Origin of the sequence: Bacillus sp. ISL-4 (assembly GCF_018613275.1) — a bacterium.
GTDB lineage: Bacteria > Bacillota > Bacilli > Bacillales > DSM-1321 > Peribacillus > Peribacillus simplex_E.
Map to the genome: position 1 here is coordinate 42,567 of NZ_JAGGQN010000011.1, position 25,704 is coordinate 68,270.

Genomic DNA, 25,704 nt, shown 5'->3' on the forward strand with positions numbered 1-25,704 from the left:
GCAACTCGTGAAAAAGTGCGGATCCGCCGCAGTAGTCCCCCTTTCTGCCGTCGTCAATATGTGATATTACTTTTAATCTAGCAATCCGCATGCCAATGTTGGAATTTTCAGAAACATGCGGAGTGAATGGGGTATATATCAAGGAAAGCAGTTGGGCAAAACGTATTATCGAGGATGCATCGGCGTGTTATTGATGTGGGAATCCGTCTTAAACAGTAAAAAAATTTTTACTGGTAAAAATTTTTTTCATCCCTTATAGGGAACAAGAGTCTCTTCAGTTTTTTTACATTCCAAGTGATTTCAGAAATCAGCTCCCTTTCCGCCGACTGTCTTCCAAGCCTCATCAAAGCAAGCGACTGTGGGCTCTCGGCTAACCAGTTATTCGGCAGGAGTGTCGCAAATTTCTTCAGGTAAGGTCGAAAAAATTGCGAACCAACTTTTTTAATAAGACCTGGTTGTACTACTGATTTCACTCCAGGTACTCGCTTTCCGCGGGCGGTCCGGGAGCCTCCTCGGCGCCTTTGCGCCTGTGGGGTCTCCCTTTGACGCGCTATTCCCGCAGGAGTCTCGCACCTTCCGTTCCAATCAACCTTGTTTAAAAAATTCAGATAGAAACCCTTTTTTCAACAAAAGGAGGTTCGGAAGTGTCTCATCCCAAACCATGGTTTTAAAACAAGACTAATTATCCTTCATGTTTTTTACTGTAACCCTCACGAGATTCGACCTTCACCGCACTTTTTTCGACCATCCACGCCTCATGGTCCGGGGTGTCACTTACGAACACCTTTGGTCAACAAACTGAAAAAAAGCCACTATCCAGTGGCTTTTTTCACATCAGTCATATTGGGAGAGTAAGTTGCCAGGAAACACCAAATTTATCAGATATCCATCCAAACTTCTTACTAAAGGAATAATCACCCAATGGCATAAGCTCTTGTCCTCCATCAGCTAAGCTCGAATAAAGCCTGTCAATTTCCTCTTCACTATCACATGTAAGGAATATTGAAAACGAAGGTGTAAACGTAAATTGATGCTTAACATTGCTATCGATGCACATAAATTCCTGATCTTTCAAGGTAAAGGTGGCCTGCATGACACTCCCCTCTGTACCTGCTTCATTGGCACCATACCGTATCATGCTGGTTATTTTCGATCCTTCGATTAAAGATGTGTAATAATTCATTGCTTCTTCCGCATTTCCTTCGAACATCAAGAAAGGTGTGACTTTCATCATTCTCATCAAACTCCTGTTCATCTCTAATTAAGTTTCTTCATTGAATCACGGCGCCCACCAGTTACCTGAAGCCACGATCATTGTCTGTAATTTTATCGTATTGGCAAAATAGTCATCATCGTCTTGTTTCTGTATCGTCCTATCCCATAATTCGTTGATCCATTGCTGGTTGGAGGAATCAACCATGGCACTCACCATGAATGGAGCAACGAAGGTTGTACTATTCCCTTCTTCCACGGCTTTTCCGCTCAGCGTATAGCCGGATTGGATATTTTCAGGATTGCCATCCGTTTCCGCTTTAATCCAATCATTCATCTTCTTCAATTGCGGCAGGGCTCTTTCATCACCAGTCAGTAAGAAATCGAGTGTATAGCGCCATGGTGTCCTGCTGCTGTTCCAGCTGTAATTGCCGTCATTCTCCCCTTCTAAAAAATCAGCATGAGCCGGCTGATATTCTCCCCTGGATTGTACAATGAAGTCCGGCATAAGACCTGTATTGCCGCTTTTATCCTCATAAATCGAATGAATGACCGCATAAGCCTTATCCGTTACATCTTTCCATTCATCAGTCCCGGTTGCCGCCTCAAATGACTTAAAATGATTAAGAAGAAGGTCAGATGAACGAGTCGATTGTCCGTATACCTCACCTTTATCTTCCACCCAGTCCCCTAGCTTAACCAAGGACTGCGACCGATTTATCTCATTCGACATGATCGCAGCCAAGATGTCCTTTGCACTGGCAAGATAGTCGATTTCCCCTTCACTTCCCCACTGGCGATCGGCCAATAACAACGAATAGGCGATATCCATATCGCCATCAGTTGCTGAATTGGCGTCCCCTGGCGTATTGATGATTTTACCCGACTTATCCTTAACTTGCTGCCATGCCATTAAGGAAGGGTCATTATCACTTCCATGGGCTTTATAAAAACGATAAAGACCATCGAAGTATTGCTTGTCCTGGCTGCCTGCCATGATTGCCGTTATCATCATCCCATACCCATGCGCTTCAGAGACGGTCACTGCATTCTTGGGCTCTGCATATCCTTTATCATTGTAAAAAATATAATATTGATCATTTTCATCAGCTGGCTGCTTAAGATATTCATTTTTCCAGGCTTTATAAAAATTCGCTACGCCAGCATCCAACTCCCCCTGTGAAACATTGTCAGGTTTTATCGTACCCGCTTGATAGACAGTATGCTGAGGAAATGCCCTTTTACCGACAAGCTCTTTCTGTTTGGTTTGAGGTACCAATGCTATCGAAGCAATGATCCCAAAAACGATCACGCCCAATGCTATCAATAAACTTCTTTTTTTCATGGCAGTCTCCTTGAGTTATGCTGCAGTATTCACTGCTATTGTATGTTAGGCTATGAACATAAAAATGGTGCTGTTAAAATATATGTCACCAATTCTTCCTCTATTAAACATGACTTTTCTTATGTAATTGCACTATATCATAAGTTATTTTGGATATTTATGTTATTATAAACGTCGAATTCTGAGTGTTTCTACTTAAGTATTTTAAAAAGGAGTGTTTTAATGAAAAGAATCTGTAATCAGTGCCAAACTGAAATGATAGATGATTGCCAAGTAAATGTTCAAGGCGGAATGTATGGAATTAAGATTAGTCAAAAGAAAGGACTTTTCAGTAGTGTTTCTGCAAACCCTAAAGCATCTGTATGCCCAAATTGCGGTTATGTAGCTTTCTATATTGATGAGTTTAGAGAATTTATTAAGTAAAAATATAAATATATACAGCTAACTGACGTTTGTGAGGATAGTAAGTTAGCAAGTATATATTTATGTAAGGAAGAAATATCAGATTATGCTTATCATAGCCTTATTTAAAGAAAGCTGGTATTAATAGTAATAAGTTTATACATGAATCAGTAATAAGATTAAATGGTGGTTTGGAGATACATCAATGGCAGGCAGCCCTGCTTCTGCGTTAGCTTTCATGATTGAATCGATCGAATGAATATAAAACCTACATCATTCTACTTTTTTCAATTCCATAACTCCTTTGCCATCCATTGAAATATACAGTTGCTGATTTATGACTATCGAAAGCGGAAAGATTTCCGACTCTTTATTCGAAAAAATCCACCGCCGTTTCCTTGGACCTAAAAGTAAAAACGAACCTGCTTCAAATTCCCCCATGAAATTCAATCCACTTTCACTTATCGATTCACCATTCCTTACAGGTACACCATTTCTGATCAACTGATTTCCAAAAGCCCTTACTTCATCTGTCGTAATGTTTATTTCACTGATGCACAGGACGTTTTGAGCTAAAAAATACTTAGCCTCGGATTTGGGTGATACGGAATATCTCGATATGAACTCGACAATGTTGCCTGAAGGGTCTGTAAAATAAAAAGCATGTGCGTCCAAATGGCTGAAATAAACTTCGTCATAATCATCTTCTATAGTCAATTCCACTTTTGATTTCGCCCAGGCTTTTGCCGATGTAAATAAATTGGTTGGAATGTTCAGGGCAAAATGATAAAAAGGCTTTTCTTTGTGATGAAATCTTTTAATTTCAAGCACACTTTCCCCTGCCTTAATTTCAAAAACATCATCAGTTTGCGATAATAACTCAAATCCTAACACATCAACATAAAAATTCCGCATTTCTTCCCATGCATGACTATACAAAGTGACCTTATTGATAATCAACGTTCACCCCCCCTTCTACCTAACAAATATTGTAAAGCAATCCTGTATTTGTGCAAACATTCCGTACTTTTCAAAATCATATATTCATATACACGCTGCCCATTTTTACTACAAATCGCCAACAATTAGCGACATGCCAACTCAAAAAGGACCACCAAATTCGGTGGTCCCTCGTGTCAGCTCCATTGAGTCATTTTTTCATCTTAAAAGGTTCACTCTTTAATTTTCAGGCCCAGCATGGCTGCAAATACTATCGCTTGGTCCGGGGAAACTTCACATCCCTTTAAATCTTCCATTGATACGGTAAGCCTTTGAAATGTAGAACTGCTAATATCAATTCCTTTGAGGGGTGTCCGGGAAAAGTTCACTTCATTTAATCTACATGTTTCGAACTTCACTTTGATGAATTTACACTCATAAAAATCAGCACTTTCCAATGAGCAATGATCGAACTTCACTTGCTTTAAGCTGGAATAACCAAAAGCACTTAAATTCAAGTTGCAATTCTCAAAGTAGACATTCCCTAAACTCGCGTCAGACAGGTTAATGCCTAATAGTTTGGACTCTTTGAATTCCACCCGATGAATCGAGCCGCCCATGAAATCAGCATTCGTCAAATCGCAATGATCGAAAATGACATCCGTCAGCTCGATATTCCTGAATGATACATCGCTGAATGTCACATTTTTAAAAACTACCTGTGATAATACGATTTTGTCCATCTTTTCTCTATCGATCGTACAATTGGTTATAATACATGAATCCAGATAAGGCTCATCTTGATAATATATTTCCTGAAAGTTCGTTTGAGTTAAGTCTTGAGGGATCTTTGGCTGTTCAATTCTGATTTTGCCTGACATCTTATCACCTTTTCACTTTATTTCTTCAATCACTGGATAACTTTTTTCCAACTGCATCACACTTCTTTACCGGAAACGGTATGATTTATATTTTAAAGGTCTGAACCGATATGGGTCCACCGCTGGTAATATACTAACCGTAAGCTATATTTCAGTGAAGTTCAATCTAAGAATTTCGCAAAAATGACTATTATTTTTCGTTATTTTGTGTCATCTTCCATCAACATTTTGCAAAAAAAAAGCTGCCTCATCGGCAACTTTTCAACTTTAAACTTCAGTATGTAATCCTGTTGGCATCAGGAAATAATATAGCGCTGCACCTATTATGGCCATCATCCCGCCTATCAGAAAGAAAGCTTGAAAGATATTCCCTCCCACAGTTGGGGAATTGGATACAAAACCAGTTGAAAGCAGAAAAAGGACACCCAATCCCAACAAGAAAAGAGCCATTTTTTTAATACTTCTTTTGAATTGGATATATCCCGTAAGTATGATTAAGTACGATGCTGTGATGACCATAAGAAATGGAAATAATGGTTTGAATTTTGCGGCATACACGAAATAATCGAAATTCGAAATATCATATGCATCCATCGCTTGATCATCATTTACTTGTGTGAAATGCGTGGAATACTTCCTTTCCCAAGGGTTATCCAGAATTTCGCTTCCTTCATACCAGGTACAAAATGTAAAAACCATAAAGAAAAATGCAGCGGTAATTAATTGCAAAAAATTATTAAAAGTCAATCTCATCTCCTCCAGCTGCCATTATACCAATAATTGGTTTATGTTTAAATATGCCGGTTAAAGCAATATGTAAACAAACACTGGTTTATGAATAATATAAAATACCCTCTTTTAAGGAGTGTTTGAGAATATGACTATACGTGGAGAAGATCCTCTTCTTTCAGGAGCATGGATACTAGGTATTGGTGGACTTATTGATGCAATCGGGCAGACCCGGCAAACTTTCACCCACAGCGATTTTGGGAAAGATTTAATCATTAAAGGAAATGGGATTGAAGCTTTCGGAAACTCGTTGCAAGCCATTGGGAGAACTAAGCTGTTAAAATCAGAGAGGGATCTAGCACAAATATATACCATCTTCGGTGCTTGGCTTGAGGCTGCTGGTAATAGTACAAATGCAGTTGGAGTAAGTATTGAACTGAATGGTGCTGAGGAAGAGGGAACAAAAATAGATGCCCTTGGCAGTGGAGTCCAAGGGCTTGGTGCAGCTTTTGAAGCTCTAGGTGCATCTATAGACGAGGATTCATCCTATAGGGCCCTTGCAATTACAGGAAATAGCTTCATTTCTTTAGGCTCTTTTTTAGCAGCGATCGGTAATATTTACGTTTTAAACGAAAAAAGTGTAATTGGAGAACGGATTCTATTGGTCGGTAGCTGAATTCAAGTTATTGGTGCATTTATCTTAATTGATGCCATTACCCTTGAGGTTGAACACATTGAACAAGAGAAACACGAGGAAAATCCGAAAAATGGAAACGGCAATTCCTATCCCTATTCATATAATAATTATTAATACCTGATTAAAGGCTAGCTAAAGATGGATGTCGTTAGCTTTTATTTATCATATAGTGCAGTTGCTTTGCCATTTTCCTTCATCTTACCAACTAACGAAAATACTTAGGTGCCACCAATTCAACTTTCATCCTACCTGGGTCTTCAAAGTAAACAGCGTAATGTTCCTTCCCACCGGCGAATGGGTGCTTGTCGGCATAAAGGATGGTAACTCATCTGTCCCTTAATTTTCTGGTGATCTCATCAACCTGATGACGGGAAGTCGCAGACCCACTCACCCCCTAGTCAAGAAACCTTGTTTCAAGCTTGTATAAAACCATGAACATCTCACCCAATCTCCAACTCTCCCCGTCTTCCCACTCCTGACATAGCCCATCTCGTCCAAAAACCAGCCCCAAAAATCAATGGTCCTCTTTAAATTTGAAACATATAGATCAATATGACACCTGTCATCTACCTTTATGATCGCTTTTTGGTGCGTTTTAATCGAAAGTTTGAGGCTTTTACTCGTGAGTTTCCGCCTTTTACTCGTGAGTTTCCGCCTTTTACTCGTGAGTTTCGGCGCTTTACTCGTGAATTCTGCTATTTTACTCGTATGTTTCAACGTTTTACTCGTGAGTTTCCGCCTTTTACTCGTGAGTTTACGTCTTTTACTCGTAAGTTTCCGCCTTTTACTCGTGAGTTTCCGCCTTTTACTCGTGAGTTTCCGCCTTTTACTCGTAAATGGGCGTTACTCATGAGTTTGGTGCTTTTACAAAATATAAATCCGAGTGGACAGAATGGATTTGTTTTGTTATTATAGTTACCGAGGGTAACAATTACTAAGGGTAACTATATATTGTGAATAAGGGGTGTTTCTGATAGAGACTTACCAAAAGTTCTTTCAGCAATTTTTGCTGCTGTACCGTCCGTTTGAAAATAATCTTAATATCCAGCTGGGCAAGCATGATTTACACAGGGCGCAATGGTCGATTTTACATTTCTTATTCAATTATGATTCGGCAACGCTTGTAGAGCTTGCCAATTATCAAGGTGTGGAAAAACCAACGATTACGAGGACCATTGCCCGCTTGGAAGAACTGGGGTATGTCGAGCATGTGCCCAGCAAAGATAAACGCGAGAAAAGAATGCGGCTTACTGAGCTTGGCAATAATATCTACAGCGAAGTCCGCGTGACAATCGATCAATACGAACAGGACATCTTGAAAGGAATCACTGAAGAGGAACAACTTGCAGCCATACGTATCATGGGCGAAATAAGAAATAACATTATAAAGTAAGGGGATAATAACATGGATCAATCCAGAGCCAGACTGTGGACGAAGGACTTTGTCATCGTTTCGTCCATCAATTTTTTCATAACATTAATCTTTTATTTACTGATGGTGACACTTGCCATCTATGCTGTTAATGAATTGGATGCTTCTACTAGCGAAGCCGGACTCATATCGGGTATTTTTATTATCGGGACGTTAATCGGACGTCTGTTCATTGGCCGTTTCATTGATTCAATCGGCCGCAAGAAAACATTATTCATAGGTTTGATCTTTTTCACTTTGACAACACTTCTATATTTTGTGGACCTTGGAATTGGCTTCCTGCTTGTTAACCGCCTAATCCATGGGATGGCGATGGGCATGGCGAGTACTGCGACAGGAACGATCGTCGCGCAGATCATCCCGGCAACACGAAAGGGAGAAGGCATCGGCTATTACAGCATGAGCGCGACACTTGCGACGGCAATCGGTCCTTTCATCGGTCTGTATATGGCTCAACATACAAGCTTCCAAGTGATTTTCAGTTTCTGCCTGGCTTTAGGGGTGATTTCTTTAATTACTGCATTCTTCCTATATGTCCCGGCATTGAAAGTGACGGCAAAAGTTACGGAAAGCAAAGGGTTCAAGCTTTCCAATTTCATTGAACCTAAGGCACTGCCCATTTCAATCATTACTTTGTTATTGGCATTCTGTTATTCCAGCGTCCTTTCTTTCATCAGTTTCTATGCCATCGAAATCAATCTGGTCAATACAGCAAGCTTCTTCTTTGTCGTTTACGCAGTAGCCGTATTGGTATCACGTCCTTTCTCAGGACCGCTAATGGACCGCAAAGGATCGAACTTCATTATGTATCCGGCATTCATGCTTTTCGGGATCGGCTTGCTGCTTCTAAGTATCACAACCAATAGTTTCACTTTACTGGCAGCTGGTTTCCTCATCGGCCTTGGATTCGGTAATATGCAATCAAGCTCGCAGGCGATTGCCGTTAAACTGACACCGCCTCACCGAATGGGGATGGCAACGTCCACCTTCTTTATCATGCTTGATGCAGGACTTGGATTCGGCCCTTATATTCTGGGATTCATCATTCCAGTAACAGGTTACAGCACACTTTATGTCATCCTGGGCGTTGTGGTCATCGCAACCTCCGTCCTTTACTACTTCTTGCACGGCAAGAAGGAACGTGCAGCCAGAGGGAACTTGGCTTCCATTTAAATGATAATCAACAAAAGGGATATCCCATTGGGGGATATCCCTTTTTCATTGATAATAGGTCCTTATTTTATTTCCAGGTCATCAATATAAAGTCCAAAACTTTTGCTGTTGTTTTTATTTATGACTGTTTCACCTTTATATAAAGTCTTTCCAGTCTTTAAATCTGCTATCAGAAGTTTGGCAGGCTTGCTTGATTTGCCCTCTTGATTCATTTCGTTTAATAGGAAGTACACACGCCCGTTTTTAAAGGCAGCGGTATATTGTTCTTCCTTATTAGCAGCTATATCCAGCTCCGTATCATTCGTTAACGTTTGACTGCTGAGGTCAAATGTTTTAATGCGATATTTACCTGATTTCATTTCAACTGCATAAAGGTTTTTCCCGTCTGCATATCCTGATCTTGCCAAGTCCAGGCTAAGCGATCCTTTTTTAACCGTTTCTAATTTTTCCGTTTCATAATTATAAGATAACAGTTTGCTTTCTTTTAGTTTTTCCTCAAAGGGACCCTCCTCATGATTTACTCCTTTAATTAATGAAATTAAAACCATGTTGTTTGGCTGGGAAGGAGCAACATCAATTGGCATTTCAAAATCAACTTGATTAGGGTTAGTAAAGGTTTCAGATAAAAGCTTTTTATCGCTCAAGACTTTTTTATTAGCTAAATCGATCGTATACAGATGAACTTCTTTCGTTTGCTTCTCATTGTTTGAATTCACATCAATCATCGTTAACACCTGTAGTTTTGAATGAACCAACTGCACATCCCTGACATCAACATTCATGATTCTCTCTTGATCGGGAAGTTCAATTTGGAAAGAAGTCTCCTCTTCGTCTTTCTTCTCCAGTAAACCGATATCAAACTCCGCTTCCATCTTGCCGTTATTCGTAAATTCGCTATTCACCCAAGCGTAAGCCAGGAAATCATCGTCTTCATATAAAGAACTAATGGAATCCTTGCCACGCATAAACGAACGATGTTCTTTTATTAATCTTTCAATTTGATGATCTTGTCTTCCAGTTAAGTTCTCAAAGTAAGAACTTTCACTGGCATATGTGGTTGTATTGGATTCAAATCTTAATGGTTCATAAAAATTACCATTTTCAAGCGTAGCATTTATAATCACCGGATCAAGCTCTTTATCACTGCCTTCCAGTGTCTTGAACGTATACTTTGGAAGGCTGGAAGCGGAGGAAGCTACTTTGACATAATAGGTCCCGATGCTTAAGATGACAACCATTCCAATAATGATGCTGCATAAATAACGTTTCACCTTGTTCACTCTCCTTTAATAGTTTTTGTTATACGGTAACGCGATTTTTCAATAACCAAGAACCAAGCCAAACCGATAATCCCGTCACGATGATTCCTAATGCGAGCAGCAGGCCAAATAATTCATTAGGGTAAAAATAAAAATCCCCAAACTCCATTACGAAAACTGGAGCTAAAAACAACACTGCAGCGATTCCGCAATACACCAAGCCCAAAATGAAACCTTTTATACGGAAACTCCTTTCAAACATGATCGCCGTGAATAATATCGACATGATCATAAGACCGATGCCATAGGAAAGCAGGAATTGCGTGAAGGTACTCGGGATGATCAATGACAAAATCGGAATGATTTTCGTGATGGTGGAAATTGACATTTCATTCAAGAGCGCTTGTGGCACATTTGAATTAAACAGCGCATTTTCCATTGGCAAAATGATGATCTGGAAAGCAATCATTCCCAACACCATCAAGAAGATGGCCGTAGCTTTGGAAAGGTAGATCGATAATCTGGATGTCGGTAACATCAATAGACGATAAATGAATGTATTCTTTCCAAACCAATCACGGTACCAAATAAGGAAAATGTAAAAAATAAGGGCAACCGCACTCAGCGCAATCGGTCCTACAAACAAGAGGGTATGCGCGATATGGCTAAAATCAATGCTTCCATAATTGGCAATATAAGCGGCTTCGGATAGTCTTTCTTTCGCCATGATATCCCTGGCATCATTTAGAAGACTCTTCGTAACGAAGAACACTCCTGCAAATTGCGAAACCAAGGTGATCAACAATAAGCTAATATAGATTTTACTGAATCGATTGATTTCAAAATTCACTAGTTTTATATATCGCATCATGATTGATACACCTCTCTCATTACATCGACTACCGATTTTCCTTCCTCTTCCCGCATTTCTTCTGTATTGAACTCTTTAAGTACTGTACCGTTATCCAATAAAATGACCTTATCGATTAAATGTTCAATATCACCGATTTCATGGGTCGTGATGATGACTCCTCTATCTTCAATAAGGTGGCTCGCAAAGACATCGGCAATTTGCTCGCGGCTAAACATATCGATTCCCGAAAATGGTTCGTCCATCAGTACATAATCCACGTCAAGGGACAGACCAAGCATCAGGTTGAGCTTAGCTGTATTCCCTTTTGACAATTCCGAAATGCGATTTTCCTCTTTAAGCTTGAAAAACCCCATCAGTTGGTTAGCCCTTTCCGAATTCCAGGACGTATAGAAATCTGACATGAAAACCATGGCCTGTTTAATGGTCATTTGCGGAAGCATGGTCGGTGCGTCCGGAATGAAGGTGATTTTTTCATAACTATCCTTAGTCATCTTTTGATCATCGATCAGGATTTCACCTTTATATGGCGTTAATCCCATGATCGCTTTGAGTGTTGTCGTTTTACCGACACCATTTATCCCGATCAGGCAAGTGACTTCCCCTTTATTAGCTGTAAATGAAACACTATCCAAGATCTTTTTCCGGCCATAATTCTTGGAGATCTTTTTTACTTCTATCATTTTTCTTCCTCCTCCCTTATTTCTTCCGAGTATTTTTCTTTAACCACACGAAGCAGCTCATCAACTGGTACATTAATCGGACGAATCGCATCGACAAACGTATCGACGGCTGCCAAAATCAATTCCTGCCTCACAGCCTGTAAAATCGTTTCATTCGTCGTGATTTGACTGGGGAAATTTCGTTCAGTGTGAATCAAGCCCTGTTCCTCCATTTCTTTATACGCTTTTTGAGCAGTATTAGGATTTATGTTCAGTGTAGCCGCCAGTTCTCTTCGGGAGGGAATTTCCTGGCCAGCCTCGAATTTACCTATGGCTATTTGTTCTTTAAAATGCCTAACGACTTGCAGATATACCGGTTCCCGGGTATTTACGTTCATTAAAACCACCCCCTATTTATTTAAAAAGATATGCATAGTGTCTTGCGTGTATGTACTAAGTGGTTCATACACCTTATAGATGTACTATACCCGTAATACACTTAAACTGTCAATAATGAATTTCAACAAAATGAAAACCCCGAATGCGCAGTGCAGTCGGGGTTTTTTAAAAGGAGATGCTAAATCTCATTCGAATAGATGATGCAGCAGCCGATCTTTATCTTCAAAAAACTGTTTCATTAGCAAATAGTGATTGGACTCCTCTAAAGTCACCTCACTCATTCCCTCATCTGAAATTTGGAGGATTTTAGCATCCGGGTAGGCCATGATGATCGGGGAATGGGTGGAAATGATGAATTGGGAACCTTGTTGAACAAGCTCATTTATCCTGGCCAGCATCGATATTTGTCTCAATGGCGACAAAGCAGCTTCAGGCTCATCGAGGATATACAATCCATTGCCTTGAAATCGTTCTACAAAAGCTGAAAAAAACGATTCCCCATGAGATTGCTGATGAAGTGATTTTCCACCGAAGGAATCGATGATTTTCGACCCGAACGAAGCCTCCCTGTCCAATTCCTCTATATTCGTAGCTAAATTATAAAAGGTTTCCGCCCTAAAGAAAAAATTATCCTGCGGTTTGTACACGCCTTTTTTCAAACGGAGGTATTCGTCCAAATTGGAGTGTGAATCATAATTGGAAAAATTGAAATTCAACGTTCCGCCTTCCGGATTGAAGCCATACGCAATCGCAATGCCTTCGAGCAAAGTGGACTTTCCCATTCCATTTTCCCCGATAACATAGGTAACACTGGGATGAAAAGCCACTTCTTGAAGGTGCCTGATAACCGGCAGGTCAAGGGGGAAATGGTCATACGAAGATATTCGGTCTCTATTCAGGTAGATGCCCCTGATGTACTGTGAATCATAATCTAGTTTCATTTGTTATCACCTTCTGTAGAATATATTTGGAGCGCTGAAATGTCCATCATTCTTACATTACACTGCAAACCAAGACGCCATTGATTATCCAAAATTGATAGATTGATAATATTTAATTCTAAATGACCGCCCACTTTGGATGCAATTCAAATAAACTTCCTGTATTCACTCCCGATTCCTTTATCAGGGCAGCCAACTCCTTATCCACATACCGTTGATGTGAATATTCATTGTCCCATAATGAAGTGGCCAGGTATCTCCCGGATTGCCTTTTTCCGATTGCACCAGATAGCATGCCCAGTGCCATATGTCCTTTTGCACCTGCTCAAATCCGGCTTGTTTATCATTTTCAACAGAACAGTCAGCCACTCGAAGTAATTTCCCTTGCCAAAAAATTCCGTAATGTCTTTTGTTCCTTTATTGAACATTTTCTCGTATATATCGACAGAAATACTTGTATATGTACTTCCTTGGTCACTCTTCCCAATTATTTCATCATGCTGATGCTGCATGAAACTATGATAAGAATAAAGATCTTCCCAAACGGAGAGAATGCCTGCTTCATAGGGTTCATTTCTATTCCACCCTCCGATTTGTCCCATGAAACCAGAACATTGGCGCAATTCCCCCCATCCCTCTTGTGCCTTTGAGAATGAACGCTTGTTTTCCTCATTCACTTGGCATTTAATCCACTTCATTAACATGATGATCACCACGCTTCGCCCAATGTTCCGCTTTTTCGTCAACCTCTTTTATAAAATCATTTTTCCCGTTTACATATCCTTTGATATCATCTGGGAATTCCGCTGCCAAGCGCTGCTTCAGCCTGCTATACTTTTGTGCTTCCTCAGGGTGTGCCAGCAAATAATCCCGAAAAGCGAGGTGTCTGGCTATTTCTTCATGTCCTTTTTGAAACATGTGAATATGGTGCGTCCTCTCATCCCCGCCTTTACGAAAAAACCGCCGTCCAGAGATTCCGTTCTCCCCCCTGGCATCATACCCTATCTCTTCCATCTCCTTATTAAAATCAGCCACACATTCCACATCTTTTACCACTGCCAAAATATCTATTACTGGCTTGGCATGGATTGCCGGGATGGCTGTACTGCCAATATGGTATAACTTTATCAATCCAGGCCCGAAAATATCCTGTAATTTTTGGCATTCATCATGAAATAGCTTGGACCATTCTTCCTTATATGGTACGACCTCGACCTTTCTCATGAAAGCCTCCTTGATAGGAATTGGCATTTATATTCCTTTTTTATTTTTCCTTATTTTAACACCAATGTGCATGTATCACAAAAAAGCAGCCAGGATAATTACCCCAGCTGCTTTTTAGATAACGTTTACATTTTATTTGATTTACTTCGCTTTTTGGATGGGGGTCACAGTTGGATCCTTCAAAATAGTTGGTTTCATGCCTCTTCGCTGCGGAATCCCTCTTTCTTCTTGTTTCTTTGCAACCCACATCGTCAGCATGGGTGTTAGAATTGCTGTCACCAATACACTTGTCGCGATGATTGCCGTTGCCGATTCTGCTACAGGAGCAAATTGCGGGTTTAACTCGGCAATAATGAAAGGCACTGCGACTGCGGCCCCCGCTGTTGAGGATGCTGCGACCCCAGCAACACCATCCGAACCTGTAACGTAGCGGTCCAGTAGATATAAGACACCTCCGGAAAGGAAGACGACGGCAACACCCATTAAAATACCCATGAATCCGGATTTTACGATCATGCCAAAATCCAACCCGAAACCTAGAGCCAGTGCGAAGAACGGGATAAGGACCGGTACGGCCTGTCCAAAGAATTCCCGGCATTCTTTATCGATATTCCCTACAATCATACCGACTGCAAATGGAATCAAAGTGGAGACGATCGTTTGCCATGGAAACGTTGCAAGGCCCCCAACACCGAGGATGATCATCGTGAAGAACGGTCCGCTTTCAATACTGATGAACGGGAATGCAGCAGCATCTTCCGTTCTTCCCAATTTTGTCATGAGTGCGGTATAAAGACCGCCATTCGTTTCATTAAAAGCTGCTATCAGCACTAACACCGAAAGACCGGAAAAGAGACCAGTTTGAATCCCGTTCTCTGGAAGCAGTAAAGCTGCCCCATATCCTAATAATGCCGCAAATACGACTTTACCGATAAGCAATGTAAATCCTTTTCTTGCGATATACCCGGATTGCTTAACATCTATCGTAGCTCCGACACAAAAGAAAAAAACGGCTAATATCGATGCGGTACCTGTTAGCATCGCACCTGTAAATCCGCCAAAGAAGGTTGCTGTGTCTGGAAAAATAGTATGTATCAGAGCACCTATGAACAAAGGGACAACCATCATTCCACCAGGGATTTTTTCTATTCCGGCTTTTATTCTCATCACAATCTCTCCACTTCATTATCAAATTTATGATTATTTGTAATTGGAAGTCTAGTTGTGGAGTTAACTGGTTGCTGTTATCGATCATTCAACGTTTAAAAGTTTGTTCTGACTTTCAATAAAGTCCTGTAATTTTTTCCGGCTGGGCATACCATCCATATCACCAGGAGACATGACTTGCAGGGCGCCAATCGCATTACCCCGAGTAACGGTTTCCATCGTGGATATACCTTCAAGCAAGCCGCTGATCACCCCGACGGCAAAACCATCGCCGGCCCCTACTGTATCAACGACTTTTTCGGGTACAAATCCTTTAATATACCCTTCATCATTCGCATTTTTATAATAGGCTCCCTCTGCACCAAGCTTGATGACAATCATTTTAACCCCTTTGTTCAAATAAAATTCGGCCACCTCCTCAGGTGTTTGGAGTCCTGTTAAAACTTCCGCTTCAGACATGCCTGGAAGAAAGAAATCACAAAGGTAAGCTAGCTGATTAATGCAATCAACCATTTTTTGTTTATCCGGCCATAGGTTTGGCCGTAAATTCGGGTCAAATGAAACGGTTTTTCCTTGATTCTTCATAAATATCATGGCAGCAACCGTAAATTCATGGCAGCTTTCAGATAATGCGGATGGGATACCTGTTGCATGCAGATGTTTAGCTTGCAGAAAATATTCTTCTGAGAAGTCGTCAATATCCAGAGTGGAAGCTGCTGAATTTTTTCTGAAATATTCCACTTCTGGGTCTCCATCCAGCACTTTAGACTTGATTAGCATTCCTGTCGGGTGATCACTTGTAAAACGGATACCTGTCGTGTCGACTTTTTCTTTATTCAATTCTCCGATGATGAACTTACCGAAACTGTCGTTGCCAAGTTTCGTCATATAAGCAACATCTAAATCAAGACGCGCCAATCCGCAAGCTACGTTTGATTCTGCTCCCGCAATCGCTCGGGAAAAGGATTTAACTTCATGTAAGGGCTGTACTTCATTTGCATAGAACATGGTCATCGGTTCCCCAAAGGTGATCACATCTAATTCTTTCATTCCTAATTCCCCCTGAAAAAGGTGTATTGTGGTTTAGTAAACCAGAACCACAAGAAAGCGCTTTCTTTTCAATAAAGTCAGATTACCATATAAACCAGTTTTTAACAATATTAATCTTTTTATTTTTAATCTTCATAAAAACTTAGTATTTATCATATTTCCCCTCTTTACCTACTAAAATTTTCTATTAATATTGACTAATTGGAAAATATTATATATATTTTTAATATTGGTAGCGCTAACATTTTTGAAAATTCATAATAAACCGTTTTACTAACTAGGAGGTTATTTATATGCATATGGAAAAACGTTATTCCATTCATCCGTCACAAGCCAAACACTTTGATACAAGTGAAATCCGCAAAAACTTTTTAGTGGAAAATTTATTTCTCGATGATGACGTTTCTTTATGCTATTCCCTTGATGACAGGATCATCATAGGAGGAATCAAACCTGTTTCTAAAGAGGTTAAGCTTGAGGGCCATGATTTCATAAAAGCTGATTATTTTCTTCAACGAAGAGAATTAGGTGTATTTAATATAGGGGGATCAGGAAAGATCTCAGTTGATGGGAAAGTATATACCCTTCAAAATCGTGATTGTCTGTATATAGGATTAGGTTGTAAAGAGCTGATTTTCACTAGTGATTCAGACTCCGAGCCCGCCAAATTTTATTTAGCCTCTGCTCCAGCACATAAAAATTACCCCATTCAACACGTAGCATTCAAGGAAGTGCAAGGAGATGAAATGGGGTCACAGGAAACGGCAAATAAGCGGACGATTCGCAGGATGATTCATGAAAAAGGTATCCAAAGCTGCCAACTGTGTATGGGAATGACTGAATTGGCTCCAGGAAATGTCTGGAACTCCATGCCTCCTCATGTTCATGACCGCAGAGTGGAAGTTTATATGTATTTTGACTTAGCAGAAGATGCCATTTTGTTCCACATGATGGGTGAACCCGATGAAACAAGGCATATTGTAATGAAAAATGAACAAGCTGTCATTTCACCTCCGTGGTCTATACATAGTGGTTCCGCTACAAGCAACTACACATTTATTTGGGCAATGGCTGGAGAAAATTATACATATGAGGATATGGATAACTTTCCTATTTCAGAAATGAAGTAACATGCTAAGAGTGGTTTACTAATCCATATGGGGATGGAGGAAACAAGATGAATTTACTGGATTTTTCAATGGAATTTTTCAGTTTAAAAGGGAAAGTTGCCATCGTAACAGGAGGAAATACTGGATTAGGACAAGGATATGCGGTTGCTTTAGCAAAAGCAGGTGCAGATGTTTTTATCGTTGCCCATGGTGATAATTGGCAGAAAACAAAGGATTTAATCGAAACGACCGGCCAAAAAGCAGTCTTTTATCAAGCAGAACTTACGAATAAAGACAGCCTTAAAGGTATTGTAAAAGGCTGTCTTGAAGCATACGGGAAAATCGATATCCTTGTTAATAATGCAGGAACAATTCGCCGAGCTCCTTTATTGGAATATAAAGACGAAGATTGGAATGCGGTAATGGACATTAACCTGAATTCCCTGTATTTTCTTAGTCAGTTAGTCGCCAAAGAAATGGTTGAACAAGGCAGCGGGAAAATCATTAATATCGCTTCGATGCTCACATTCCAAGGAGGTAAGTTCGTTCCGGCATATACAGCGAGTAAACATGGCGTTGCCGGGCTGACTAAAGCATTCGCAAATGAATTGGCGTCTAAAAACATTCAAATAAACGCGATTGCCCCAGGATATATTGAAACGGCCAATACTGCCGCGCTTCGTGCAGATGAGTCAAGAAACAAAGACATTCTCTCAAGGATCCCGGCTGAAAAATGGGGAACACCCTTTGATGTCATGGGAACAGTCGTTTTTCTTGCAAGCAAGGCCTCTGACTATATGAATGGCCATATCCTCGCTGTTGATGGAGGCTGGCTCGTTCGTTAACCGTTGATCAAGAGTTGCAAATGGATATTTTAAGGTTAACACCCTTAGCCAAAGTGCTTAGGGTGTTTCTTACATCCAATGTTTAACAAAATCTGCTAACTGGCGTTGGAATCGTAATGCTCCTTTGTTATGATGAAGGTATCCCGATCTATTTCAAAGAAATAATATCCTTTAGGAGAACAGCATGAAAAAAAAGAAAACTACCATATCAGATGTTGCTGAGAAGGCTGGCGTTTCCAAAAGTACGGTTTCTCAATATATTAACAAACGTTTTCGTTATATGAGCGCTGAAACAAAAGACAGAATCGAGCAAGTCATCCAAGAACTTGATTTTCGGCCCAATGATAATGCCAGGAATTTAAAAGTGAAAAAAACAAAGGTCATAGGCATTCTCGTAGCAAATATTTTACATACTTTATCCACCGAAATCATCCGTACCGTAGAAGAACAGCTTCAGCAGCATGGCATGAAGGTATTCATATGTGACTCTGCCGATGATCCGGAGAAAGAAAAAGAATACCTTGATTTGCTGGTTTCTACACAAGTAGATGGAATCATCATCTTTCCGGTAGGAAATGATTTTAAAGTCTATAATTACTTGATCGATCATTCAATTCCAATGGTATTCGTTGATCGATTAGTTGATGGAGTTACATCTGATTCCGTTCTATTAGACAATCATGCTGCAATCTTTTTAGCTGTTTCCATGCTGGCTGAAAAAGGACACGAAAATATTGCGTTTTTAACCTTGCCGATTGATATCCCGATCACACCAAGGTTGGAGAGAATCGAAGGATTTAAAAAAGCGATGGCATCTCATAAATTGGAAGTCAGGGAAGATGATATTCATTCTTTACCCAGAAACCAAATTCAAGAAAAAATGGCCCAAATATTCGATGCAGAAAAACCTCCAACAGCCATAGTGGCAGGAAATGATTTAGTGTTACGTGAAATCCTTAGCTATTTGAAAAAGCAAAAAGTCTCGATTCCCGGGGAAGTGGCCATTGTCAGCATTGATGATGTCGCTTATACGGAGTTTTATGAACCATCCATCACAACAATTGGACAACCCATACAGCAAATGGGAATTAAAACAGCAGAGTTATTACTGAGCCGGATAACTAATTCAAATCAGACCCCGTACATTACTTACCGGTTTGCCCCGGAACTAATTGTTCGAAGTTCATGTTAATTGCTCATACAAAAAACGGCAGTTTAAATTAACTGCCGTTACCATTTCCCTTCAGAACAGCTAACCATTTTCTTTCAGGTAATTTACCGAAACACGGCTCAAACTTTCCCCTTGGAAGTCACCCGCCATTTGCTGATTTTATGACATTTAATATAAATGGTGCTTTCGCTTTCGTGTACCCCGCTATATCTGCAGGATGCTTTTGAGCTAAGGATAATTTTAATTCCTGGTATTGTCTTCGTGCATCAGGATGGATTCTTAGATAATCCCTAAATAAAAGATGATTATTCCACTCTTCACTTCCGAATTTGTAGATATGTAAATGGTGTGTACCCGCTCTCCATTGGCCTTTTCTAAAAAAACGCCTTTCAGGAAACTCCTTATGTGCCACAAACTCATAGCCAATGGTTTTTAAGGGATCAATAAACTTGTCCACTTCATCTAAATGCTGAACGCCTGCCATTATATCCAAAATTGGTTTTGAGCCTAAATCTTTTATTGAGGTACTCCCAATGTGCTCAACACAAATAGGTTTGTCCTTTAGGACTTCCTTAATCTTTGCTTTTTCCTGTTCGAACTCAGTAACCCAATTAGGGTTGTAATTCTCAATCGTAACTGGTTTTTCCATTTTTCCCCCAACTTTCATGTTAATCATGTTCAATTAAAAAATCCCCTAGAATGGGGGTCTTGTTTTAGACTATCGTTTTTATCTATTGTAATAATGGGATAAGCGTAGTAATAAGAGCTGTCATCTAATCACATACCTTTTTTACTTTTTGTCACGTGACCACGCGATGATAGGATCCTGAGTACTCGGTTCATAGTACGTTCCGGCATACTCCTTTTCTTTTCCAGTTATTTTATTAGTCCGTATAACTGTGTAAGTTCCTTTATCGTAATTTTTGGTAAGATAATATTTCCGATATGTAAACCCTTTTTCGGGGCCAGTTAAGGTGACTTCGTGTTTGTACTCTTCTGGCTTGTTTAGGTTTTCCTTCACTACACCCTGAATATTCAGTGGTGTTTCTTCAAGCTGAACATCTGTGCGGATATTAACATCTTGGGTCTTTACTTTACCCAGAGGTACAGATGCCATTTCGATTGTTTCTTCGGTTTGTTCCAAGAATGACTTTGTAACGCTGTAGGAGTATAGGATTTTCATAGAGCTTATATCGTTTTTTACTTTGCCTGCCAACTCTGGCATGGCAAAGCTTAAGACAAAGGTAATGGATATTCCGATGATTAATAGTGTTAGCGGAATTTTTTTCATATTTCCTCTTTCTTAATTACGTATTTGTATTCACAAGAATATTGAACATCCTCTGACATCATCAATTCTGTAAATCCCCCTGTTTGGAATCATTAGGAATAATTCCAAATTTCGCAATCAATAGTAAGGCAAAAAAAGTAAAACAACTGAAACTGGTGTTATCACTTGTAAAAAATACACTAGGTATAATACGTGATGCAAGAAGTACATTTAAGATATAGGCAATAAGAAAACCTGCATATGAAATGCAACTCAGATAGTTTCCAACTACTGTTCTTTTGTAATGAACATAATCTGATTTATTTCCTTTTCTGATACTAACTATTTGCCGTATTTGTCTTATGAGACCGTATGTGAATGCAATGATCAACATTACAATAATAAGAAAACTAATTATTGCTTCATTCACTTTTTTATCCCCCCTGTAAATAGGTCTAACACTAATAGATAAAAGCTTTTTACTATCCTTTTTTATGTAATAAATCTGCTTTTTTATCAGGATTATCAGCCCATAGTCAACTAAGCAATCCTCCAAGTACATATTCCTCTATTGCGAAACATCCACTGAAAGAGTCATAACGGCAAACTCATCGCAATGACATAATAACTCCCTTTTGCAAGCAGTGGTTCAACAAGTTGTTTGATTTTTTGATTAGTTGGCTTCACTTCACCTAATGTGCCGTCAAAAACAGCTTGTGGCGAAAGTGATACAACCTTTTGAAGTTCATAATCAGTTGGTTTCCTTATTTTCATGAATGAAAGCATCCTTTCTAAGGGCTAGTACATGTTAGGTAAGTAGTTCCATTGCCATTTGAATATTTGTCCTATTAAAAAATATTACTAATACATTTTCTATACTATTTATAAGTATTCTATTGCTTCTATATTCCTTCCCTTAATCAAATTTACAAATAAAAGAATCTTAATATTATGAGGAAACCTAACAACGACCGTTAACCCCATCCATTTCAAATGGTGTTTTCTTAAATGTGGCTTTCTTGATTTCTCCCTTTCACTACTATCGTTCACATCATATACGGATTACGGATGATAAAGTTTCAAAATAAAGGAAGAAATACCAATCTATTTCCCCATAAATTATAAAAAAAGACCACCAAATTGGTGGTCTTTTTAATTAATTCATATTATAAAACCCAACTGCTTCCATCGAATGTCCCCTTGGAAAGCTATTACCGTCAATATCGATGATTCGTTGTGAAGTTTTTCACGTTTATCGGTTCGGTTCCTGTTGTTATAAAGGCTTTTGTAAGTATCCGATTATGTTTCATAACAACCCTCCCTTAAATCCATAAACTTCATAAAACTTTGTTTTTCTTTTTTTTCATGTACCCGCGAATGAACATTCCTGCAATAATAAGAACCGCAACTACTGCGATTGGCTGGATATAGGGCTTGGCCATCTCATTAATCTGTCCCCAATTGCTTCCTAACTTCATCCCGAGAAATACAAAAAGCACAGACCATGGAAGTACGGCTAGTAGCGTATAATTCGTGAATTTTATTAAAGACATTTTAGAAATCCCTGCTGGTATCGAAATAGCATGTCTGACAACCGGAATGAACCGAGCCGTAAAAATGACACTTGGTCCATAGTTAGTAAACCAAGATTCCGATAGCTCAATATGTTTCTTGTGTATGAAAATATACTTTCCGTATCGTTCTAAAAATGGTCTTCCACCATAATATCCGATTAAATAAACAAAGATCTGAGCGATGGTTCCACCAATTGTTCCGGCAATAACCGCCCCTACAAAACTGATGTTTCCTTGGGATACCAAAAAGCCTCCATAAGATAATACAATTTCACTAGGAATGATTTCAATCATAAGACCGAGGGTAATTCCAAGGTACCCATAATCCATAAGTGTAAGTAGGATAGATTGGATAAAGTCGTTCATAAATCAGCTTCCCTCTTTCATTTTCAGCTTTTCCCTTAAAAAAATCTCGACCGTTGTTGATAATTCCCCTTGTAGATCACCCAATGGCGCCCACTACAAATTGCTGCTGATTAAAGATTCATTAAATACAGAACAGATAATTTTAACATCATGTTACTGGAACTGAATTACCCCTAGCTATAAATTACTTTTGACTGATTGGTTAGATATGACGGCTTACTTGCTTGTTTAAGGTTAAGGATCAATTTCATTACATCCACCATTCCCTCAGTTTTTTCCAACTCTATTTCCTTTTGATAAGATTCGATGGATATTTCCCACTGATCCATTTTTTTATGGTCCTTTAAAATACTGAGTATTTGTTTTTCAAATGGTAAATTGTGATTGAGTTCAAATACAAGTTTATGGTCTTTTAAATACTGTAGATTTATTTCCTCCTGTCCTGGAAGCATTGAATGAACAAAAATCGGTAGCCTTTTCTGAAGTGCTTCACTAATGGTGACACCGCCGGGTTTCGTAACGATTGCGTCCACTTCTTCATAAAGTTTGTTCATTTCTAACCTTGAAGAGATATAGGGTAATGGGTTAATATGAGCTAAATCCCATGTATCTATTGCATCATATAGCTTTTTGTTGTTACCACAAAGTACATAATAATCAAAGTCAGTTGATTTCTTTAACTCATCAGCTAAATTCAATATCCCACCCAGGCCACTATTTCCTCCTGAGATTAAAATTTTGGGGCGATCTGCGTTTTTTAATACACGGGCTCTTTTAGTGATTTCCTCATGCACAGGAATACCAGTTACCATCATACTATGTTTCGGTATTTGATTCTTGATTATTAGCTTTTCTTTCAATTCCTGGGTAGGAAGAAAATGAAAATCAATCCCCTTACTTCCCCACACATTATTAATAAAAAAATCCGTATACACGTTGATAATTGGGATATTGCATTTCCCTTTTATTTTCAACTGGCTTAAAAGATAGGAAGGGAACCCGTGTGTACACACAATTAAATCTGGCTTTTCCTCCGCTATCAATTGTTCCATTTTCTTCAAGAATATATATTGATACCATTTAAAGGAACGTTCCTTCGGCAAGGAAACGTAAAAAAGGTTTTTATAGGCGAGATTATAGGTTTCAGGTGCATAACGGATCCATTTTAAATACCCAGTTGTTATCATTTTTTCTAAAGAGTTACTTGTATAACTTAACAGATCCACTTTTTTCAAAGTAACTCCGTTTGTATGTTTTTTTAACATATCCATTAAGGCCTCTGCAACTTGATGATGTCCTGACTGCATGCGAAAGAGAGGTAAAAACAAAATTTTCTTCATATATGTCATCTCCTATAGAAATCATTCTTTTAATACGATGATTACATACTAAGAAAAAAGACTATTTGCATGTTCAAGAGCTTTTTTCCTCTTACAATATATCACTGATTTTGTTAAAAGCTTTCTTTTTAATCAATTTTTAATGATACGTTCAAGCTATCTTAAGTCCCCTTCTCTAAACTAAATAGCCCGATTAGAAAACCAATTGTAGAAACTGGTTATTCCAATCGGGACGGGAATCATCCTTACGAAGTGGACCCTATTTTTGGGCATTCTTTTTTTTCTTTTTCATATAATTGATAGAAACGTATATCAATAAAAAAACTATGAATACGACACCTAAAAGTGGAACATATTCCGGATTTATATGAAAGGCATTGCCCATATAATACCCTGCCACTATAAAAGGGACAGTCCAGAGAACCGTGCCTAACAGGGAAAAGAGGAGAAATTTACAGAAGGGGATATGATTGATTCCTGCAAAATACGGACTAATTTGTCTTATTCCTGGTAAATAAAATCCAAACACAATTGTTTTTTGGACATTTTTCATATACTTTCCCTGTACTTTCTCCCAGCGATCATTTGTAATGCCCACGTATTTTCCAAATTTATTTATAAAATGATACCCAACGTATTTCCCACATACATAAGCGATAAGCATTCCTATAAAGGCTCCAAGGAATGCACTCAGCGCTGCTAAACCAAAAGAGAGCTTATTTTGTCCAATCAAGACTCCGATGAGAAATAGAAGAGATTCTTCTGGGGCGGGAATTCCCACAATGCCCATGAATAAAAAAAGAAAAATGATAAGATAGCCATATAAGTCAATAAAATGTAAGATACTATCTATATTCATAAAATCCCCCGAATCAGTTTATAAGTCTTTTAATGTAATAAATTGTGTTCCCTTTTTTATTGTTTCTTGTAGGTAAACTTCCAAGGCTTCAATCATATATCGAGGTGCTTCTTTATCCGCCCCCAAGGTTTCCCCACAGTCATGGAGCAGGAGAATGGAACCTTTTGTTGACGTTTTTCGCAATTGATCAAGTAGGTCATTTTTGCATGTTTCCACTTTCCAATCTCCGAAAATGTCTGACCACATGATCACTTGAAATTTCTTACTGGCAATTTGCGTAAAAATATTAAAATGGCCCCATGGAGGTCTGTAAAAAGTGACTTTTTCATGGGTACATTCCATTATGGCCTTTTCAGTCATATCTAACTGTTTCCTTAAATGAAATGGCGAAAGGACCCAGCTTGAAATATGATCAAAATGATGGATTCCAATTGTATGTCCTTCTTCATGCATTCGTTTAATGATATCAGGGTTATTTTTCACTTTACTGCCCACAACAAAAAACGAACCCTTTATCTTATACCTTTTTAAAAGGTCAAGTAATTGTGTCGTATATTCAGGGTTAGGTCCATCATCAAAAGTTAGGGCTATCCTATTATTCCTCTTGATATTTTTGGTTATGCCCAGTCCGCATACACGAATAAATACCGTTGGGACAATCGTATAAACGAGAAATAGCAATAATAAGATACTCAAGCTAATCATCATATTAGTGTCACTCACAGAACACCTCATTCTTGTATTTAGCGGCAAATTATCTTGCGCCTGCTTAATCATTTAGCAAGTA

At 39.0% G+C, this 25,704-nt stretch carries 30 protein-coding genes and 2 pseudogenes; 8 read left to right on the plus strand and 24 right to left on the minus strand.

From position 1 onward, the window contains the following. Positions 1-227 precede the first annotated feature (227 nt). From J7J00_RS09085 to J7J00_RS09095, 3 genes are all read right to left on the minus strand, one after another. A complete protein-coding gene (locus J7J00_RS09085) occupies positions 228-473 on the minus strand; it encodes a hypothetical protein (RefSeq protein WP_214790031.1) in 246 nt (81 codons plus the stop codon). A 365-nt stretch (positions 474-838) separates the two neighbouring features. Next, positions 839-1,234, minus strand: coding sequence for a VOC family protein (locus tag J7J00_RS09090; protein WP_141994605.1), 396 nt, complete (start codon positions 1,232-1,234; stop codon positions 839-841). Positions 1,235-1,279: 45 nt separating this feature from the next. Beyond that, positions 1,280-2,557, minus strand: a complete 1,278-nt coding sequence (locus J7J00_RS09095; protein ID WP_214790033.1) for a family 8 glycosyl hydrolase — start codon at positions 2,555-2,557, stop codon at positions 1,280-1,282. 222 nt (positions 2,558-2,779) lie between these two features. Between J7J00_RS09095 and J7J00_RS09100 the strand changes: the two genes are divergently transcribed. After that, the gene (locus J7J00_RS09100) at positions 2,780-2,980 is read left to right on the plus strand and encodes a nucleic acid-binding protein (RefSeq protein WP_098373010.1); all 201 of its coding nucleotides are present in this window, start codon (positions 2,780-2,782) and stop codon (positions 2,978-2,980) included. A gap of 252 nt (positions 2,981-3,232) precedes the next feature. Here the strand turns inward: J7J00_RS09100 and J7J00_RS09105 are convergent, their stop codons facing one another. The 3 genes from J7J00_RS09105 to J7J00_RS09115 all read right to left on the minus strand — a co-directional run bounded on the left by J7J00_RS09105 (position 3,233) and on the right by J7J00_RS09115 (position 5,526). Further along, positions 3,233-3,919 (minus strand): VOC family protein, encoded by a 687-nt coding sequence (locus J7J00_RS09105; protein ID WP_214790035.1) that lies wholly within the window; start codon positions 3,917-3,919, stop codon positions 3,233-3,235. 212 nt (positions 3,920-4,131) lie between these two features. After that, positions 4,132-4,779, minus strand: a complete 648-nt coding sequence (locus J7J00_RS09110; RefSeq protein ID WP_214790037.1) for a pentapeptide repeat-containing protein — start codon at positions 4,777-4,779, stop codon at positions 4,132-4,134. A gap of 267 nt (positions 4,780-5,046) precedes the next feature. Continuing rightward, positions 5,047-5,526, minus strand: coding sequence for a DUF4306 domain-containing protein (locus J7J00_RS09115; protein WP_214790039.1), 480 nt, complete (start codon positions 5,524-5,526; stop codon positions 5,047-5,049). A gap of 130 nt (positions 5,527-5,656) precedes the next feature. On the opposite strand from J7J00_RS09115, the gene J7J00_RS09120 reads away from it, so the two are divergent. Next, positions 5,657-6,184, plus strand: coding sequence for a DUF6944 family repetitive protein (locus tag J7J00_RS09120; protein WP_214790042.1), 528 nt, complete (start codon positions 5,657-5,659; stop codon positions 6,182-6,184). A gap of 226 nt (positions 6,185-6,410) precedes the next feature. Here the strand turns inward: J7J00_RS09120 and J7J00_RS27980 are convergent. Further along, a pseudogene (locus tag J7J00_RS27980) lies at positions 6,411-6,781 on the minus strand (VOC family protein). Here J7J00_RS27980 and J7J00_RS09125 point away from each other — a divergent pair. From J7J00_RS09125 to J7J00_RS09135, 3 genes are read left to right on the plus strand one after another with little or no spacing between them, the layout of a single operon-like run. Continuing rightward, a complete protein-coding gene (locus J7J00_RS09125; protein WP_214790044.1) occupies positions 6,758-7,120 on the plus strand; it encodes a hypothetical protein in 363 nt (120 codons plus the stop codon). The pseudogene J7J00_RS27980 and the gene J7J00_RS09125 overlap by 24 nt on opposite strands. Positions 7,121-7,178: 58 nt before the next feature. Continuing rightward, complete coding sequence (locus J7J00_RS09130) at positions 7,179-7,598, plus strand: MarR family winged helix-turn-helix transcriptional regulator (protein WP_214790130.1); 420 nt, start codon at positions 7,179-7,181, stop codon at positions 7,596-7,598. 12 nt (positions 7,599-7,610) lie between these two features. Continuing rightward, on the plus strand, positions 7,611-8,810 hold the full coding sequence (locus J7J00_RS09135) for an MFS transporter (protein WP_214790046.1): 1,200 nt from the start codon (positions 7,611-7,613) through the stop codon (positions 8,808-8,810). A gap of 62 nt (positions 8,811-8,872) precedes the next feature. Here J7J00_RS09135 and J7J00_RS09140 read toward each other — a convergent pair whose 3' ends face one another. The 9 genes from J7J00_RS09140 to J7J00_RS09180 all read right to left on the minus strand — a co-directional run bounded on the left by J7J00_RS09140 (position 8,873) and on the right by J7J00_RS09180 (position 16,383). Further along, a complete protein-coding gene (locus tag J7J00_RS09140) occupies positions 8,873-10,081 on the minus strand; it encodes a hypothetical protein (protein ID WP_214790048.1) in 1,209 nt (402 codons plus the stop codon). A 28-nt stretch (positions 10,082-10,109) separates the two neighbouring features. Continuing rightward, a complete protein-coding gene (locus J7J00_RS09145; protein ID WP_214790050.1) occupies positions 10,110-10,940 on the minus strand; it encodes a hypothetical protein in 831 nt (276 codons plus the stop codon). Beyond that, positions 10,937-11,623: an ABC transporter ATP-binding protein gene (locus tag J7J00_RS09150; protein WP_214790052.1), complete on the minus strand. Its 687-nt coding sequence runs from the start codon at positions 11,621-11,623 to the stop codon at positions 10,937-10,939. Before J7J00_RS09150 ends, J7J00_RS09145 begins: the two co-directional genes overlap by 4 nt. Continuing rightward, positions 11,620-12,000 (minus strand): GntR family transcriptional regulator, encoded by a 381-nt coding sequence (locus tag J7J00_RS09155; RefSeq protein WP_214790054.1) that lies wholly within the window; start codon positions 11,998-12,000, stop codon positions 11,620-11,622. The genes J7J00_RS09150 and J7J00_RS09155 overlap by 4 nt, the downstream gene beginning before the upstream one ends. Positions 12,001-12,186: 186 nt before the next feature. Next, a complete protein-coding gene (locus J7J00_RS09160; protein ID WP_214790056.1) occupies positions 12,187-12,942 on the minus strand; it encodes an AAA family ATPase in 756 nt (251 codons plus the stop codon). Positions 12,943-13,169: 227 nt separating this feature from the next. After that, positions 13,170-13,640, minus strand: coding sequence for a YdbC family protein (locus tag J7J00_RS09165; protein ID WP_214790058.1), 471 nt, complete (start codon positions 13,638-13,640; stop codon positions 13,170-13,172). Then, positions 13,627-14,166, minus strand: coding sequence for a GrpB family protein (locus J7J00_RS09170; RefSeq protein ID WP_214790060.1), 540 nt, complete (start codon positions 14,164-14,166; stop codon positions 13,627-13,629). Before J7J00_RS09170 ends, J7J00_RS09165 begins: the two co-directional genes overlap by 14 nt. A 141-nt stretch (positions 14,167-14,307) precedes the next feature. Beyond that, on the minus strand, positions 14,308-15,333 hold the full coding sequence (locus J7J00_RS09175; protein WP_214790062.1) for a 2-keto-3-deoxygluconate permease: 1,026 nt from the start codon (positions 15,331-15,333) through the stop codon (positions 14,308-14,310). A gap of 84 nt (positions 15,334-15,417) precedes the next feature. Continuing rightward, positions 15,418-16,383, minus strand: a complete 966-nt coding sequence (locus tag J7J00_RS09180; RefSeq protein ID WP_214790064.1) for a sugar kinase — start codon at positions 16,381-16,383, stop codon at positions 15,418-15,420. Positions 16,384-16,682: 299 nt separating this feature from the next. On the opposite strand from J7J00_RS09180, the gene kduI reads away from it, so the two are divergent. The 3 genes from kduI (at position 16,683) to J7J00_RS09195 (ending at position 19,529) form a co-directional block, all read left to right on the plus strand. Beyond that, the gene (gene kduI, locus J7J00_RS09185; RefSeq protein WP_214790132.1) at positions 16,683-17,513 is read left to right on the plus strand and encodes a 5-dehydro-4-deoxy-D-glucuronate isomerase; all 831 of its coding nucleotides are present in this window, start codon (positions 16,683-16,685) and stop codon (positions 17,511-17,513) included. 47 nt (positions 17,514-17,560) lie between these two features. Then, on the plus strand, positions 17,561-18,337 hold the full coding sequence (gene kduD / locus J7J00_RS09190) for a 2-dehydro-3-deoxy-D-gluconate 5-dehydrogenase KduD (protein WP_214790066.1): 777 nt from the start codon (positions 17,561-17,563) through the stop codon (positions 18,335-18,337). Between the two features lie 184 nt (positions 18,338-18,521). Beyond that, on the plus strand, positions 18,522-19,529 hold the full coding sequence (locus tag J7J00_RS09195) for a LacI family DNA-binding transcriptional regulator (protein ID WP_214790068.1): 1,008 nt from the start codon (positions 18,522-18,524) through the stop codon (positions 19,527-19,529). 118 nt (positions 19,530-19,647) lie between these two features. On the opposite strand, the gene J7J00_RS09200 is transcribed toward J7J00_RS09195, so the two are convergent. The 8 genes and pseudogenes from J7J00_RS09200 to J7J00_RS09235 form a co-directional block, all read right to left on the minus strand. Continuing rightward, positions 19,648-20,157 carry a GrpB family protein gene (locus J7J00_RS09200; RefSeq protein WP_214790134.1) on the minus strand — a complete coding sequence of 170 codons (510 nt, stop codon included), beginning with the start codon at positions 20,155-20,157 and terminating at the stop codon, positions 19,648-19,650. A gap of 141 nt (positions 20,158-20,298) precedes the next feature. Next, the gene (locus J7J00_RS09205; RefSeq protein WP_214790070.1) at positions 20,299-20,799 is read right to left on the minus strand and encodes a hypothetical protein; all 501 of its coding nucleotides are present in this window, start codon (positions 20,797-20,799) and stop codon (positions 20,299-20,301) included. 61 nt (positions 20,800-20,860) lie between these two features. After that, positions 20,861-21,208 carry a hypothetical protein gene (locus J7J00_RS09210; RefSeq protein WP_309487152.1) on the minus strand — a complete coding sequence of 116 codons (348 nt, stop codon included), beginning with the start codon at positions 21,206-21,208 and terminating at the stop codon, positions 20,861-20,863. 182 nt (positions 21,209-21,390) lie between these two features. Further along, positions 21,391-21,552 (minus strand): annotated as a pseudogene (locus J7J00_RS09215) (GNAT family N-acetyltransferase); the annotation flags it as partial. A gap of 563 nt (positions 21,553-22,115) precedes the next feature. After that, complete coding sequence (uptA, locus tag J7J00_RS09220) at positions 22,116-22,718, minus strand: undecaprenyl phosphate transporter UptA (protein ID WP_214790074.1); 603 nt, start codon at positions 22,716-22,718, stop codon at positions 22,116-22,118. A gap of 173 nt (positions 22,719-22,891) precedes the next feature. Beyond that, on the minus strand, positions 22,892-24,058 hold the full coding sequence (locus J7J00_RS09225; protein WP_214790076.1) for an MGDG synthase family glycosyltransferase: 1,167 nt from the start codon (positions 24,056-24,058) through the stop codon (positions 22,892-22,894). Between the two features lie 259 nt (positions 24,059-24,317). Next, positions 24,318-24,917, minus strand: coding sequence for a DedA family protein (locus tag J7J00_RS09230; RefSeq protein ID WP_214790078.1), 600 nt, complete (start codon positions 24,915-24,917; stop codon positions 24,318-24,320). A gap of 18 nt (positions 24,918-24,935) precedes the next feature. After that, positions 24,936-25,640 carry a polysaccharide deacetylase family protein gene (locus tag J7J00_RS09235; RefSeq protein WP_309487153.1) on the minus strand — a complete coding sequence of 235 codons (705 nt, stop codon included), beginning with the start codon at positions 25,638-25,640 and terminating at the stop codon, positions 24,936-24,938. Between the last annotated feature and the right edge of the window lie 64 nt (positions 25,641-25,704).